Origin of the sequence: Streptococcus sanguinis (genome assembly GCF_019929145.1) — a bacterium.
In the GTDB taxonomy this organism is placed as follows: domain Bacteria; phylum Bacillota; class Bacilli; order Lactobacillales; family Streptococcaceae; genus Streptococcus; species Streptococcus sanguinis_U.
The window spans coordinates 763,074-780,722 of sequence record NZ_JAHZOW010000001.1 but is presented as its reverse complement, the minus strand read 5'-3'; the positions used below and the strand labels follow the sequence as shown (position 1 = coordinate 780,722).

General features: G+C 43.1%; 7 protein-coding genes. 6 read left to right on the top strand and 1 reads right to left on the bottom strand.

The features are described from left to right. Positions 1 to 79: 79 nt before the first annotated feature. The 6 genes from K1I94_RS03780 to K1I94_RS03755 all read left to right on the top strand — a co-directional run bounded on the left by K1I94_RS03780 (position 80) and on the right by K1I94_RS03755 (position 15,930). Positions 80 to 9,331, top strand: a complete 9,252-nt coding sequence (locus tag K1I94_RS03780; protein ID WP_223314457.1) for an SIALI-17 repeat-containing surface protein — start codon at positions 80 to 82, stop codon at positions 9,329 to 9,331. Positions 9,332 to 9,454: 123 nt separating this feature from the next. Further along, entirely contained in the window at positions 9,455 to 10,036 is a 582-nt protein-coding gene (locus K1I94_RS03775; RefSeq protein ID WP_223314713.1) for a TetR family transcriptional regulator, read from the top strand. Further along, entirely contained in the window at positions 10,029 to 10,709 is a 681-nt protein-coding gene (locus tag K1I94_RS03770; RefSeq protein WP_223314456.1) for an ABC transporter ATP-binding protein, read from the top strand. Before K1I94_RS03775 ends, K1I94_RS03770 begins: the two co-directional genes overlap by 8 nt. A 3-nt stretch (positions 10,710 to 10,712) precedes the next feature. After that, a complete protein-coding gene (locus K1I94_RS03765) occupies positions 10,713 to 11,858 on the top strand; it encodes an FtsX-like permease family protein (protein WP_223314455.1) in 1,146 nt (381 codons plus the stop codon). Positions 11,859 to 12,267: 409 nt separating this feature from the next. Beyond that, positions 12,268 to 14,688, top strand: coding sequence for an SHIRT domain-containing protein (locus K1I94_RS03760; protein WP_223314454.1), 2,421 nt, complete (start codon positions 12,268 to 12,270; stop codon positions 14,686 to 14,688). Between the two features lie 204 nt (positions 14,689 to 14,892). Beyond that, a complete protein-coding gene (locus K1I94_RS03755; RefSeq protein WP_223314453.1) occupies positions 14,893 to 15,930 on the top strand; it encodes a M42 family metallopeptidase in 1,038 nt (345 codons plus the stop codon). Positions 15,931 to 16,090: 160 nt separating this feature from the next. Here K1I94_RS03755 and K1I94_RS03750 read toward each other — a convergent pair whose 3' ends face one another. Then, positions 16,091 to 17,557 carry an alpha-amylase gene (locus K1I94_RS03750; RefSeq protein ID WP_223314452.1) on the bottom strand — a complete coding sequence of 489 codons (1,467 nt, stop codon included), beginning with the start codon at positions 17,555 to 17,557 and terminating at the stop codon, positions 16,091 to 16,093. Between the last annotated feature and the right edge of the window lie 92 nt (positions 17,558 to 17,649).

Here is a 17,649-nt window from a genome sequence, read left to right as displayed (position 1 = left end):
TTTAAGCAAAAGCATTGAATTTTTGTAGGAAATTCTGTAAAATTTTAAGAGATTATTATATGAAGAAAAGGGAATTATTATGGAAAAAAGAATCACTGGCGATACGCTCCAGCGTTATTCTTTTAGAAAGTTATCAGTAGGATTGGTTTCCGCCACTATCGGAAGCTTCTTTTTGAGTACCGCCATAGGGGGAAATATAAGCACGGTTGAGGCCGCAGAAGTCTCAGCCGGCAAAACCGTTCCAGTCCAGTATCACTACGTAGTAGAGTCTGAGCTGACTGAAGCTGAGAAGAATGCAGTTGTTAAGGAGCTTCCAAAGTTTGTGGAAGAAAACTCTGATGCTTATTATCTGGTTTACCGTCCTAAGACCCAGGGGCTTTCGGCAAAAAGTTTGCCAAAGACGGGATACTCAAGTCTGTGGGAAGCAACTTTTGCAGCTGCTGGACTGACTTTAGCAGTCTTAGTAATTGCACGAGGTAGAAATGGCAAGCGATACCTGTCTTCTATTTTGCTAGTGACAGGTCTAGGGTCTATTCTCCTAGCTCCTTCTGTATTTGCAGTGACCAATATTGAATTAGCCGCCTACAATCAAAGACTAAATTTGACAGTAGGAGAAAAGCTGCCGGAGCCTTTAGAGATTGCTGGTTTCGAATATGTTGGCTATCTGAAAAGCGGTGAACAGGGCAAGGAGAACGCAGCAGGAAGTCATCAGCTTCCTACGGCACAAAAGGACTTGTCAGCTGTTGAAGTCGATCCGCAGGCGGGCAAATCTGCTAGTCTTTCTGGGAATCCGAGTGCTGCCAACAAGCCAGTATCTACTGAGACAGAGAAACTAACCGAGCAAGAAAAAGAGATTATTGCTGCCAAAGAACGTGAATTCGCTCGGCTTTCTCCAGTAACTGAAGTACCAGAGCTGGAATTCAAGAGCCAGGAAAGCAGCCAAACCCAAGTCCTGCCTTATCAAACAGAATACCAATATTCAAATGAACTCGCAGAGGGGCAATCTCAGGTCATTCGCGCAGGTGTCGCTGGTACACGTACTGTCGTCACTCGCAATTATATTGCAGGTAAAGAAATTGTAAAAAGCGAAGTGGTTTCGGACCAGGTAACTGCAGAGCCAGTTTCGGAAATTGTGTTGGTTGGAACTGCTGCAGTAAAATCTGTGCCAAAAGAGGCGCCAGTGCATCAAGTCCCAGAGCTTACCAGCTATGGCACTGCACCAGATACCGCACCCGTAAATGAAGTTCCCGAATTGACGACCTATGGAACGACGCCCGATACAGCGCCAGTGCAAGAAGTTCCAGAGCTAACCACTTATGGTACCTCACCAGATGAAGCACCCGTGCAAGAAGTTCCCGAATTGACGACTTATGGCACAACGCTAGATACAGCACCGGTTCAAGAAGTCCCAGAGCTAACCACTTATGGTACCTCACCAGATGAAGCACCCGTGCAAGAAGTTCCCGAATTGACAACGTATGGCACTGCGCCAGATACCGCACCTGTGAATGAAGTTCCAGAATTGACAATGTATGGCACTGCACCAGATACAGCGCCAGTACAAGAAGTTCCGGAACTAACCACTTATGGTACCGCACCAGATGAAGCACCCGTGCATCAAGCCCCAGAATTAGAGCTGACTGCGACGGATGAAACAAGAAGAGAAAAGATAGATTTTTCCGTTGAAGAACAGTATACTGATGAGATTCCAGAAGGCAGTCGCCAAATTGTCACACCAGGTGTCCAGGGTGAGCGGGCTATTACCACTCGTATCTATACCTCTAATGGCCAAGAGGTTGACCGCCAAGTTTTATCAGATGAAGAAATACTTGCAGCAGTCACTCAGATTATTAAGGTCGGTACAAGTAAGTCAAGCCTGATTCCGGCTGACGCACCAAAGGTTGAAGAACTACCAGAATACCTGCTAACTTACACCGACGAAACGCGCGTAGAGAAAATCAACTATACTATTCGTGAAGAAGAAACGGACGAGCTAGTCCAAGGCGCCCGTCAAATAGCGACTCCAGGTGTTGAGGGTGAGAGCACGATTAAGACTCGTGTCTACAGTTCCAACGGTCAAGAAATTGATCGCCAAGAGCTATCTAATGAGGAAACCCTAGCTCCAGTGACGCAAGTAGTCAAAGTTGGTACAACTAAACCATATTTGGTTCCAACCGATTCACCAAAAACAGACGCCTTGCCAGAATACCCGCTGACTTATACGGATGAGACTCGTATTGAGAAAATAGCCTTCAACATCGAGGAGCAATATACCGATGAATTGCCTCAGGACGCCCGTCAAATTGCCACTCCAGGTGTGCAGGGCGAGCGAACTATCAAGACCCGTGTCTACAGTTCCAACGGTCAAGAAGTTGACCGTCAAGAACTTTCAAATGAGGAAACTCTCGCTCCAGTAATGCAAGTCGTCAAAGTCGGAACAGCTAAGCCGCATATGATACCGAACGATGCACCAAAAGAAGAGGCTTTGCCAGAGTATCCACTGACCTACACGGACGAAACCCGTGTTGAAAAAGTAGCCTTCAATATTTTGGAACAATATACTGATGAGTTGCCACAGGACGCCCGTCAAATTGCAACTCCAGGTGTCCAAGGAGAGCGCACTATTAAGACTCGTGTCTATAGTTCCAACGGTCAAGAAGTTGACAGCCAAGAGCTTTCTAATGAAGAAACTCTGGCTCCAGTAACGCAAGTCGTCAAGGTTGGTACGGCTAAACCAAATATGGTACCGAATGATGCACCAAAAGCAGACGCTTTGCCAGAGTATCCGTTGACTTATACAGATGAAACTCGTGTAGAAAAAATTAATTTCAGCATTCGTGAAGAAGAGTCGGACGAATTGGTTCGTGACGCCCGTCAAATTGCGACTCCAGGTGTGCAAGGCGAGCGTACGATTAAGACCCGTGTTTACAGCTCCAATGGTCAGGAGATCGACCGCCAAGAGTTGTCTAATGAAGAAACTCTGGCTCCAGTAACGCAGGTTGTTAAAGTCGGAACGGCTAAGCCAAGCATGGTACCAAACGATGCGCCAAAAGTAGATACTTTGCCAGAGTACCCTCTGACTTATACGGACGAAACTAGAGTTGAAAAAATCAACTTCACAATTCGTGAAGAAGAGACGGACGAGCTTGTCCGAGATGCTCGCCAAATTGCGACTCCGGGTGTCCAAGGCGAGCGTACGATTAAGACTCGTATTTACAGCTCCAATGGTCAAGAAATTGATCGTCAAGAACTGTCCAACGAGGAGACTCTAGCTCCAGTAACACAAATTGTTAAGGTTGGCACAGCTAAGCCAATCATGGTTCCAAACGATGCGCCAAAAGCAGACGCTTTGCCAGAGTACCAGTTGACTTATGCCGACGAAACGCGTGTTGAGAAAATTGCTTTCAATATTGAAGAACAATACACTGATGAATTGCCACAGGACGCTCGTCAAATTGCGACTCCAGGTGTGCAAGGTGAGCGAACTATCAAGACCCGCGTTTATAGTTCCAACGGTCAAGAAATTGATCGTCAAGAGCTTTCAAATGAAGAAACTTTAGCTCCAGTAGCACAAATTGTTAAGGTTGGTACCGCTAAGCCAACCATGGTTCCAAGTGATGCACCAAAAGCCGATGCTCTTCCAGAGTACCCATTAACTTACATGGACGAAACGCGTGTTGAAAAAGTAGCCTTCAATATTTTGGAACAATACACTGATGAGTTGCCACAGGATACCCGTCAAATTGCGACTCCAGGTTTTGAGGGTGAACGAACAATCAAGACTCGTGTCTACAGTTCCAACGGTCAAGAAGTTGACCGCCAAGAAATTTCAAATGAGGAAACTCTAGCGCCAGTAACGCAAGTTGTCAAAATCGGAACAGCTAAGCCGCATATGGTACCGAATGATGCACCAAAAGCAGACGCTTTGCCAGAATACCCGTTGACTTATACGGATGAGACGCGTGTAGAGAAAATCGCCTTCAATATTGAAGAGCAATATACTGATGAATTGCCTCAAGACGCTCGTCAAATCGCGACTCCTGGCGTTCAGGGCGAGCGCACCATCAAGACTCGTGTCTACAGCTCCAACGGTCAAGAAATCGACCGCCAAGAGCTTTCTAACGAGGAAACTCTAGCCCCAGTGACGCAAGTTGTCAAAGTTGGTACGGCTAAACCAAATATGGTACCGAACGATGCACCAAAAGCCGATGCTTTACCAGAATATCCACTGACTTACACAGACGAAATCCGAGTAGAAAAAATCAACTTCACCATTCGTGAAGAAGAAACGGACGAATTGGTTCGTGATGCCCGTCAAATAGCGACTTCTGGCGTTGAGGGTGAGCGAACAATTAAGACTCGTGTCTACAGCTCTAATGGTCAGGAGATTGATCGTCAAGAGTTGTCCAACGAGGAAACTCTAGCTCCAGTAACGCAAGTTGTCAAAGTTGGTACAGCTAAGCCGAACATGGTACCGAACGATGCACCAAAAGCAGACGCCTTGCCAGAGTATCCACTGACTTATACAGATGAAACGCGTGTAGAAAAAATCAACTTCACCATTCGTGAAGAAGAGACGGACGAGCTTGTACGAGATGCTCGTCAAATCGCCATTCCAGGTGTTCAAGGTGAGCGAACAATCAAGACTCGTGTTTACAGCTCCAATGGTCAAGAAGTTGACCGCCAGGAGTTATCGAATGAGGAGACTCTAGTTCCAGTAACGCAAGTTGTCAAAGTTGGCACAGCTAAGCCAAACATGGTACCGAACGATGCGCCAAAAGCAGAAGCTTTAGAAGAATTCGATTTAATTCCACTGCACAATCTATTAGCGGAAGCGGATCAGATTAAAGCTCAGGCACGTTATTTCAACGATAGTCAGAGCCATCAAACTAGCTATGATACTGCTTTGACAGCAGGTCAAGCGATTCTGAGCCAATCAAACGCCAGCCAAGCAGAAGTCAACCAACTGGTGGAACAAATCAATCAAGCCAAGACTCAGTTAAGCGGTCTTGAGGTTGTCAAAACGGCTCTTCAAAACGAGTACGATTTAAATCAAACTATTAAAACAAGTGCTAAATATAAGAATGCTGATTCAGATAAGCAGACAGCTTATACTGACGAATTGGATAAGGCCGAAAGAGTTCTGAGCAATCAAACTGCTACACAAGTGCAGGTTAACCAAGCTTTTGCTAGTCTGATAGCAGCCAAAGAAGCTCTAAATGGAGTGCCTAAAGTCAAGCCGACAGTTTCAATTCTAAGTCTGACAGAAAATGCAGACGACAAGTCGGTTACAGTCCAATATAGATTAGAAGACCAGACTCAGTCCTTCCGTTCAGCGACTGCTGAATTGTACCAGGGAGATCAGCTTGTTCGCACTCTTCCGATTACCAATTTCACAGGAAGTCTGAAGATTGGCGACTTAGACTACTACACAGGCTATACCCTGAAAACCAAGCTGACTTATGAACTGGATAATGGCAGCTTCACAGACCTTGAAACGGACAGCCGCAATTTTGAATTGGAATACAAGAAGATTGCCTTCCGAGATATTGATTCGGCCGAGTTTTACAGAAAAGAAAACGACCAGTTTAAGCGCATCGTGTCCATGAGCTCTATGCCTACGGATTTGTCTACCTACTTCGTCAAAGTCAAATCAAGTGAATCTAAGGAAATGCTTCTGCCGGTTCACAGCATAGCGGAAAGTCATAAGGATGGCAGGGACGTCTATAAGGTGACAGTATCTCTGCCTGAGCTGGTCCAAGAAGGTGAGACAGGCTATAAGTCTGGCTATGACTTCTATATCAGTAAGGCAGTCCCTAGTCAACAAAATGTCTACACTAGCTTTGCTGGTTTGATAGATGCCATGAAGAAAAATATGGCCGGCAACTATGTTCTGGGGGCTGATTTGGATGCTAGCGAAGTTAGTCTGGCACCTGCAGACTATGTCTACCTCAAAGGGAACTTCACAGGCAGTCTGACAGGTAACCATAATGGCAAGCAGTACGCTATTTATAATCTAGCCAAGCCTTTATTTGAAAACCTCAAGAGTGGTTCTTCTATTTCTAATCTGGATTTGAAAGAGGTCAATATTGTCGGTACTTACGACTCAGCTGCCCTAGCCCGCAATGCAGAAAATGCTCGAATCACAGATGTTTCAGTTCAAGGTAGAGTAGAAGTAAAAGAAAATGCTTCACAGGTTGCAGGTTTGGTAGTTATTGCTAACAATACCCAAATTACCAATAGCTCCTTTACTGGAACTATCGTGTCAAATGATAAACAGGGCAAAGAATACAATGTCGGTGGTTTGGTTGCCAATCTTAAGGGAGGAAACTCCTTGATTAGCCAAAGCAGGGCAGATGTGACCATTCTGGCAGGCGCTAGAGCAAATAATCAACGCTTCGGCGGCCTGGTTGGTCGTTTAGAAAACAATGCCCGCATCAGTCGTTCTTATGTAGCTGGAAAGATTCAAAACTCTACTAAGAACGGTCAGATTGGTGGTGTGGTTGGTTCCAATTACTTCAATGGCTTGATTGATAATGTCATCAGCAACGTCAGCGGTACAAATGTTTACAGTATTTCTGGCGATCAGGGATATGAGAACAACCGTATCACAGAAGCTTATGCCGTTGAAGGAAATAAAACACTGGAAAATGACAAGTTTGTCACTTCAACACTGACTCTGAACGAGGCAGAAGAGAAGCTAGCTAGTTTAGACATTACGACCACGCTGGAAGACACAAATCTCAACCTTTATTCTGTCAACTATGCTCAGGAAAAGAATGCCCGAGAAGATCGTCTGATAGCTTATGCTAACATGGAAAAGCTCCTTCCATTCTACAATAAGGAGACCATTGTTGCTTATGGAAATAAACTTCCAGATAATCACAAGCTCAATACAGAGTACTTGCTGGATGTTGTTCCGATGAAGGGTGACCAGATTATCACTGATATCAATAGCAACAAGACTGGGATTAACCGTCTGATGCTACACTTTGAGGATAATACGGTTGAATATCTGGATCTGACCTATAAGGGAGATTTCAAATATAAGGCAATTGCAGAGTACAGTGTAAACGGCTTAGACCTCCTTTATACTCCAGAGGCTTTCCTATCAGACTACAGCAGGGTTCTCAATCAAGTGCTGCCAGAGTTGAACAAGGTTGTCCTTGACTCACCGGCTATGCGAACTGTTTTAGGCGTGAATGCTGACACTTCTCTGGATGATCTCTATCTGGATACAGCCTTTGACCAAGTCAAGACTAAGCTGTCAGAAGAGTTGCGCAAAGTTCTGGCTATGGACAAGTCCATTAATACTGAAGGCGATGTCGTGACTGACTATGTAGCTCAGAAGATTACAGCCAATAAGGAAGCCTTTCTTCTTGGTCTGACCTATCTCAACCGCTGGTATAATATCAACTATGACAATATCAATGTCAAGGATTTGTCTGCCTATAAGTTTGATTTCTTTGGAAATCATAATGCTTCAACGCTGGATACCATTATTTCACTTGGTAAGTCAGGCTTTAATAATCTTAAAGCCAAGAACAACTATATGGCTTATGATACCTCTCTCTCTGAAGCGACTGGCAAGCGAGGACTCTTTAACTACCTGGAAGGCTATCGTCAGCTCTTCCTTCCGGACAAGAGCAACAATGAATGGCTCAAGACCAATACAAAAGCCTATATCGTTGAGGCCAAGTCGGATGTGCCAGAAGCGAGACAGCTTCAGGATGCTGCAGAGGGCAAGAGCAAGTATTCTGTCGGCGTTTATGACAAGATTACTGCAGATAACTGGGAACACAAGGGCATGCTTCTGCCGCTCTTGACCATGACTGAGAAGGGCGTCTATGCTATCTCCAATATGTCCACCATCTCCATGGGAGCTTATGATCGCTATCGCCTTGATGCCAATGGCAGGGTGCGAACAGATGCTGAACTAGCTGAATATGTCGAAGACCGAGTGAGAAAAACAGCTGAATACCAGCGCGATCACTATGACTTCTGGTATAAGATTCTAAGCGATGAAAGCAAGGACAAGCTCTTCCGTTCTGTTCTGGTTTACGATGGATTCTCATTGGTTGACAAGGATGGTAAAAGATATTGGGCTCCAGCTAATGACAAAAAATCACAGGCTATGCAGGAGTTCTTCGGACCAGCTGGCAAGTGGTACCCAAGCAAGGGCTACAATGCCTATGCTACAGGAAGTGTAACCCACTTTGATGCTGCTCGCTTGTTAGAAGACTATGGTAACTCTGTCTACACGCATGAGATGACCCATAACTCTGACGGTGGCATCTACTTTGAGGGCAATGGCCGCCGCGAAGGTCTGGGAGCTGAGCTTTATGCTCGTGGTCTCTTGCAGTCCACTCCAAGTGCAGACGAAGCTACCATTACTCTCAATACCCTCTTCAAGGTGGACAAGGACTCTAAGACGCGCCTACACACATATAACTTCAAGGAACGCGTTCAAAATGCAGAAGACCTGCAACACTATGTCCATGGTATGTTTGACATGATCTACACCCTAGATTATCTAGAAGGTACCTCTATGCTGAAGCAGAGTGATGATGCCAAGCTTCAGTGGTTCAGAAAGATGGAGAATTACTATGTTACAGATAAGTATGGTAAGGAGACTCATGCTGGTAACCAGACGCGAAGCTTTACTGCTGAGGAAATCAAGCAGCTGAAAACCTTTAACTCCCTGATTGAAAATGATGTTATCACTCGTCGGGAGAACAAGGATAGTGGGAAATACGGCCGAAATGGCTACCTCAGTCTCAGCCTTTTCTCACCAATCTACTCAGCCTTGAGCAATCCAAATGGAGCACCGGGTGATGTCATGTTCCGCCGCACGGCCTACGAGTTACTGGCAGCTAAGGGTTACCATGAAGGATTTATCCCGTATGTTTCTGGTAAGTACTCTAAGGAAGCCTTTGATGAAGGTAAGAAAACGTGGGATGGATGGTCCGGAAGAGATGTTGGTCTCGTAACTGACCAGAAAGTCTTGGAAAATGTATTCAAGGGTGAATATGACTCTTGGCTAGCCTTCAAGAAAGCTATGTATAAAGAGCGGATTGATCAGCTGACCAAGCTCAAGCCAATCACCATTGAGTACGAGCTCAGAAACCCAAGCAGTACCAAGAAAGTAACCATTCGCTCTTATGAAGAGATGCAGAAGCTGATGGACGAAGCAGTAGCAGAGGATGTACGCAACATTACCAATGCTACCAGCCGTGTTGATGCTAGCTGGGTCAACCTGCTCAAGAAGAAGATATATAATGCTTATCTTCGCGAGACAGATGACTTCAGACAGTCAATCTTTAATAAGTGATCTTTTTAATACTAGCTAAGGAAACTTAGCTAGTATTTTTTTACTTGATTTTTGAATTAGGATATGGTTAAATATTTTAAAGAAACAACTGTTGCGCAACGAATGTGTCAGAAAGGAATGTCTATGCCTCCAAAAAATAAATTTACCAAAGAAGAAATCATTGAAGCTTGTCTAGATCTTGTTCGAGAAGAGGGGAAGTCAGCTGTCAAGGCACGAGCTGTTGCTGCTAGATTGAAGTCTTCACCTAAGGTCATTTTTGGTCTTTTCGATAATATGGATGAGCTGAGCAAGGCTATCGTCGTTGCTGCCGAGAGGATCTTTGTCAGACAAGTTGAAATTGCCTTGCAGGAAGAAAAAGCCTTTCGGGCTGTTGGGATCGCTTATATCCGATTTGCAGCAGAGGAGTCCCAGCTTTTTCAATTGATTTTTATGAATGAGTCCGAACGTGCTATTCATCAATTTTCTGAGTTCTTACCAATCAAAGATTACAGTTATGAAAAAATGATTTTGTCCATTCAAGAGGAATATGGACTTTCAAGACAGTTATCAGAGCAACTTTATCAACATCTATTTATTTATTCACATGGAATTGCCAGTATGACTGCCGCAGGAATCTATCGCTTTTCACCCGCAGAACTAACTACCATGCTGACACAAGTTTTCACAGCTCTTATAAAGGAATTATTAGGAGGAAATCATGATTGAACTAAAGGGAGTAAGAAAGTCCTACGGAGCCAATGAGGTTTTAAAAGGTATCGATTTACGGATTGAAGAGCAAGATTATTTAGTGATTTTGGGTGCTTCTGGATCGGGTAAGTCGACTTTGCTAAATATTCTTTCAGGCTTGGAAAAACCTGATCAGGGTGAAGTATTATATGATGGGGAAAATATTGCGTCTTTAAGTGAAAGTCAACTGACTAAGTTCCGTAAGAATCAGGTCGCTTTTATATTCCAGCAATATTATTTATTACAAGAGTTGACGGTAGTGCAGAATGTTAAAATGGGAGCCCATCTTGCAAAGAATCAAGATTACCTCCCAATTATTGAAGCCATGGGTTTAAAAGAAAAACTCCATCAATATCCTAGTGGACTATCGGGTGGAGAGCAACAACGCGTAGCGATTGCCAGAGCCTTGGCCAAGAAGCCCAAAGTACTTTTCCTTGATGAGCCTACAGGAGCCCTTGATGAGGCGACAGGCCGCCAGATTCTCTCCTACATTGCTCAAATGAAAAAAGAGTTTGGATTTACCTTAGTGATGGTCACCCATAATGAACATATTGCCCAGCTGGCAAATACTGTGGTGAGGGTAAATAGCGGGCAAATTCAGGACATCGTGGTTAATGAAGAGCCAAAGAGCGTAGAAGAGATTGGGTGGTAGACTATGGTAATCAGTATCAAAGATTTACGGAAATTATCTGTTGTCTCCATTATCAGCTTTTGTGCAGTTTTGGTCTCGACTTTATTTGTCAATTTTTACCTAGATATTCAATCTATTGAGGTTGAGAAATTATCTCTACCAGCCAAGGCTTATTACGATGCACAAGTTCTCATTGCTAAATTTGTTTCCTTAGTAAGTGGTGGAGTGCTTTCTCTCCTAGCTGTTCTTCTCTTATTCTTTTATATCAAGCAGTTTATTGATGATCATAAGGAAGAATTAGGGATTCTCAAAGCTCTGGGCTACCACAATGTTGAATTAGCCAAGCATTTCTGGATATTTAGTTGCTCTGTTTTTCTAGGAGCCTTGCTTGGCTTTGCTTCTTCATTCTTCTTTATGAAGGACTTTTATGATTTGCGCAATCAAAAAGATCTCTTGCCCAATATTGAAATTCATTTTCATTGGCAATTATTTATTGCGATGGTCATCTTACCGACTCTTCTATTTGCCTTATTAGGATTTGTCTATGCTTTGGTTAAATTGAAGCAGCCTAGTCTTTATTTGCTGAAAAGATTAGAATTAGCACAAGTAAAGCAAAAGCATCGCAAAACTAAAGCAAATAAACCTTTTTTGAAAGAGTTGGGGGCTGTTTATTTTTATAAAAGGAAATTATTGATTTTCTTTGTCGTCTTTGCGGCATTTTCTTTTGCTGCTATGATGCAGCTTTCCCTAGGAATGAAAGACTTTATAGATGGTACGATTCAGGTCATGATGATGGGAATAGGGGTTCTTTTGTCTCTTTCTATTTTGCTCCTTTGTCTAGGTACTGTCGTCCAAGAAAACAAAGCCGGACTGGCACTTATGAAGGCCTTTGGCTATAGCCAAAAAGAATGTAGTCAAGTTATTCTCACTCGTTATCGAATGGTGGCTTATCTAGGTTTTGTCTTAGGGACGGCATATCAGTATGGCCTGATGAAGATACTACTTAAAGTTATTGTGAAAGATGCTCAGGATGTGCCTGACTACTCATTTGATGTTCATCTTTGCTTAATCACCTTCTTAGCCTTTGTGATTTTATATGAACTTTTAGTCACAAACTATTTCAAAGCAATTAGGCGAATGACACTCAAAGAGATTATGTTAGCTGAATAATACATAATTTCCTTTTATAAGCGAAATCCCCTTAGAGCTAAAAATTCTGGAAAAATATCTAGACTAAAAAAGTCTAGGTATTTTTTCTGCCATTTATTTCTAATATATCAATAATAATCCATCCAAGTCTGAATAAATCAATTTTTTGTGACTTTTTTGTAACGATAGTAGACAAAGAATAGAAAAATGATAATAAAAATTATAGTTTACAGGTCGTAAATTATAATTTTTATGTTATAATTGATATGTATATGTCATATTTGCTTATCATATACGAGTACTATCATTTTTAGTTTGGTAATAAATCTTGATTTAAAATCGGCTGAAAATGAGGGGGTAGACAGGTGATGGTGTGCCTGCCAGCATTTGTCTAAAATAAAATATAAAAAGAAGGAGGACCGCATTCAAGGTGAAACAAACTTATCATAAAGTGTCTCATGCTCTGATGACTTTGCTGCTTTTGGTATCAACCTTTCTTCCCTTGTTAAGCTCAAGTCCTAGGGTTTCTGCTGCAGAGTTAGGTGAAAGTGATTATCAGCTAACTACAGATGTCACCATTAATACTAATCCTTTAAAGGATACAGGCTACGGTGAAGGTAAATTTTACATTGCTCCGACCTATACATTTGAGGATAGCAAAGTATTAAATAATGGTGATATCATGGTTTATCGTGTTCCATCACAGTTCAAAATTGAGCGAACTTTGGAGGAAAACATAAGTGCACCGGATGGTACTGTTGTTGCCAAGTTGGTGACAGATCCTGTTACCAATACAGCGACCATTACAGTCACAAATGCTGAGTATTTTGCGAAAATGCCAGATACCAAGCGTATTCAATCTTCTTTCACAGTGGTTTGGGCTGATAATATGCCTTATGACCAAGAGCAAGAAGTTAATTTCCCAGGTGCTAGAACCTATAGGCTGAAGCGTATCAAGGTTGATGAAGAACCTCAGGGGTATTCCAAGTGGGGTGTTCAGGATTCTAAGGATCCTAACTATGTCAACTGGCGTATCCGTGTCAATCGTGATGTCCAAAATCTTGGTCAAGTTGTCATTGAGGACGCTATTCCAGAAGGCCAAGAGCTGGATGAAGATTCAGGGATTACAGGTTACTACTTTACTGAGTGGGAAGGTGCTTCTGGCACCCGTCAATCCTTTAATCCGAGCCAGATTGTGACAATCACTGACTCCAATCATTTCACAGTTAATGCTGGGGATTTGAGTGGAAGAGGTATTTATGTTATCTATCGGACACGTTTGACAGAGCCAGTTGATAAGGTGACCAAAAAAGCCTTTAACGATGTAACAGTTACGGCTAATGGACAAAAGATGCCAGATTTAGTATCACGTCCATTTGCACCTTTGACAACTCTTGATGGTGTCGGGGAAGGTACCCGTTCGGATGAAGTTATCTTCAAAGTCAAAAAGGAATTGACTGGCCGCAATTTGGCAGATGGTGAATTTACTTTTGATTTGATCAACAAGGATGACAACGACAAAGTTGTTCAAACGGTAACAAACAAAGACGGTGCCGTAACCTTTAAGAAACTTCGTTTCAAAAATGAGGGAACCTTTAACTATGTCATTCGTGAGCGAGCGAGCAATCTGCCAGGTGTGACAAACGATGCCAATTCAGACATCAATGTCACTGTTACTGTAACAGACAACAATGGCGTTAAGACAGCAGCGGTTACCTATGACCGTGAGGCTTTCACAAATACATACAAGTTAGAGCCAGCGACGGCAGCAATTACCGCTAAGAAAGTTCTGGATGGTAAAGCACTTGAAGCTGGTAAGTACACTTTCAAGCTGACTGAGGTTGGCGGAAATAACGTGGAACTTCAAGCAACAAATGACGCCAATGGTAATATCAAGTTTCCTGAAATCAACTATGATAAAGAAGGGACTTATACCTACAAGCTGAAAGAAGTGGCTGGAAATGAAGCTGGAGTAACGTATGACAGTAAAGAACATACTGTGACTGTCACAGTGACTGAAAACAATGCTAAATTGGAAGCTGCTGTCGCAGGTAACAATCCAACATTCACCAACAGTTATAAAGACTATGGTGTCAGCTATGAGTTTCTCAGCTCTAACCCAGCCTATCCAAACCTGCCAAAAGAAGTAACGGATTTGCTTCCAGCAGATACTAATCGCTACACTAGTGGTACTAATGTAGACGCTAAGCAGCCTGCTAAAACAAGTGTGACAGTTACTGAAGGCACATGGACTTTCGAAGGCTATGCAGAAACGAATGCACAGACTGTTGCGGATAGGGACCTTAAATTTACTGGTAAATGGAATTTCACTCCAGCACCGAAATATAAGGTAACGTATGAATTTGTAAGCGAAGACCCGAATCGCGCCTTGCCAGCAGAGGTAACAGAATTGTTGCCGACCGATGCCAATGAATACACAGATGGTACTGCAGTTCAAGCGGTTCAGCCAGCTAAGGATTCTATTGAAGTAACTGGAGGTACTTGGAAATTCCTTAAATATGACGCGGATAGTAAAACTATTGCAGGCTCAGATGTCAAATTTACAGGCACATGGACATTTGAAGCTAGACGTCCACAAGGACCAACACCACCACCATCTTCTTCAGATTCGACACCACCACCGTCATCATCTGGTGATAAACCAAGCGGTTCGACTGATGGAACCCCAGGTAATTCGTCAGATAAAGATGGAAAAGATGTTCGTGGATCAGCAACTGGCAAAAAAGTTTTGCCGAAAACTGGCAGTGAAACATCTATCTTTGCGATAGCAGCAGGATTTGCACTGATTCTTTTATCAGCTCTTGTCTATCGTTTCAAAAAAGCTAATTAATATTAGCCAGACGAATCATCTCAGCTCGCTGAGATGATTTTTTCTTGTGTTTGTGCCTTTTTAGCTTTTCTATGAAGAAGTGTAGAAGTACAGCGATAGTAATTGAGGAGTTTTTATTGCATTTAATCCTTAAAAGCCTGCTGAAAATCTATTTGATCAGGCTTTCTTTATGCTATAATAAAGAAAAACGATGAGGAGACATTCATGAATCAAACTATTCAATATTTACAGGAATTAACGGCTATTCCTTCGCCAACAGGCTTTACGGCTGAGGTGGCAGACTATTTGGTACACACTCTGGAAAGATTGGGCTATGAGCCTGTCCGGACTAATAAAGGCGGCGTTCATGTTGTGGTTAAGGGTGAAAATGATGCCCAGCATCGGGTAGTGACTGCCCATGTGGATACACTGGGGGCTATTGTGCGTGCAATCAAGCCAGACGGTCGTCTTAAACTGGATCGGATTGGCGGTTTCCCTTGGAACATGATTGAAGGAGAAAACTGCCTAGTCCATGTGGCCAGCAGTGGCAAGACTATCAGTGGGACTATTTTGGTTCACCAGACATCTTGCCATGTCTATAAGGATGCTGGGACGGTTGAACGTACTCAGGACAATATGGAAGTCCGTTTGGATGAAAAGGTGACTAGTGAGAAAGAAACTCGCGATTTAGGAATCGAAGTGGGGGATTTTATTTCCTTTGACCCGCGTACCACAGTTACAGAGTCAGGCTTTATCAAGTCTCGCTTTCTGGATGATAAGGTCAGCGCAGCTATTTTGCTCAATCTTTTGCGCGTTTATAAAGAGGAAAATATTCAGCTACCGGTGACGACTCATTTTGCTTTCAGTGTCTTTGAAGAGGTTGGGCACGGTGCTAACTCCAGCCTGCCGGCTCAAGCGGTAGAGTATTTGGCGGTTGATATGGGGGCTATGGGTGACGACCAGCAGACAGATGAGTATACGGTTTCAATCTGTGTTAAGGATGCATCAGGACCTTATCACTATGGCTTCCGCCAGCATTTGGTAAATTTAGCCAAGGAGCAAGACATTCCTTATAAACTGGACATCTATCCATTTTACGGATCAGATGCCTCTGCAGCCATGAGTGCAGGAGCAGAAGTCAAGCATGCTCTGCTAGGCGCTGGCATCGAATCCAGCCACTCTTATGAGCGTACCCATATTGATTCAGTTGTTGCGACAGAGCGCATGGTGGATGCATATCTAAGGAGTGGTTTAGTTGAGTAGGTGAACTTCATTCTATCTTATTGGCGGGGATTTTTATGTAATGTCAGTTCTATAGAAAACAGGAGTTCTTCCTCGTCTATCTAAAATGCTAGAGATTTAAAAACCGATTCGTCAGTGCATTGCGAATCGGTTTTTAGTTTGCTATATGTAAGTAAATTGATTACCTAGCACTCCAGGCACTAACTGATTTTTCCTCAACAGGAAATTCTCCCCAGCCTTGGTCGTCAATAGTTACGATTTGAGAGCTGTTACCCAGATAGTCGCTGAATTCTCTGCCAGCCCATTCTGGACCGACAAACATAGATTTGCTAGTTGCTTGGTCATTACTGATAAGGACAGCGATTGGCTGACCATTGTCCTTGCCTTGGCGGGTCCAGCCTATACAGTTGGCTTCGTCTAAGTAGTCGGTCTGCTCGCCATAGGCCAGATTGAGGCGGATGTCTAGGAGTTTATCCAGTATCTCTTGAAAGCTCTCTTGTGCAAATTCTCCGCTAATGCCATAGTAGTCTCCATAAAAGACGCAGGGCAATCCAGCTTCTCTTAGAAGTATAAGAGCATAGGCAGCTGGTTTGAACCATTCTTCGACAGTAGATTCCAGAGCCTGACCTCTCTGAGTATCATGGTTGTCCACAAAGGTTACAGCCGATTCAGGATGATTTTTTGCAAGTGTCTGATCAAAAATAGTTCGCAGGTCATAGTCTGCTCCAGATTTGCTGGCATCAAATAAATTCTGATGGAGCTTGACATCGACTAGGTCAAAGCGGTAGTCAATATTTTCTAGATAATCATTATTAGCCTTCTCATCGCTATTCCAAAATTCCCCAAAGACATAGAAATCTTCACCGTATTTTTCAGTAATATCGCGGATGAAATTTTTCATAAAAAATGAATCAATGTGCTTAACAGCATCTAAGCGAAAGCCATGAACACCAGTGCTTTCAATGAACCAATGAGCCCAGTCGTATAGATTTTGGATGACTTCAGGGTGCTTGAAATCAATATCAGCATACATGAGATAATCGTAGTTGCCGTTCTCATTGTCTACTAGCTCATCATCTGCCCAACCTTTATTGTCGCCTTGAATGAGGAAAATTCCTGACCTATTGTTTTTAGCATCGTAGTCAGTGCCAGTGAAGTGGTACCAGTGCCATTCGAAGTCATTGTAGGTTTTATTGCGGCCGGGGAATGCAAAATGCATCCACGCTTCTATTTCAAATGGTTCTGAGATTTCTACATTTCGGTCATTTGGATCAACTTCAACGACAGTAAAACGCTCTTTGTAGTCAGCTGCGGCCTTGTGATTGAGGACTACATCTGCAATAGCTTCGATACCGTTCTGGCTAAGTGCTTCAATCGCTCGGAGGTATTCTTCTTTCAATCCATACTTTGTGCGGACGGTCCCTTTTTGATCAAATTCACCCAAATCAAAAAGGTCGTATACACCATAGCCGACGTCATTAGAGCCTGTTCCTTTGAATGCTGGTGGCATCCAGACCTTGCGAATTCCTTTCGCTGCTAAGTTTGATGCATCTTCCGCCAAGCGATTCCAATGCTGACCATCATCTGGCAGATACCATTCAAAATACTGCATTAAGGTTTGGTTTTCCATATAAATTTTCCTCTTCATTCTCACTGATTGGCTTTATTGTACCAAAAGAAGCAGAAAGGCGCAATCGTTTGCGTCTTTCTGCTTCTATAGATATTTTGACATCTTTCATA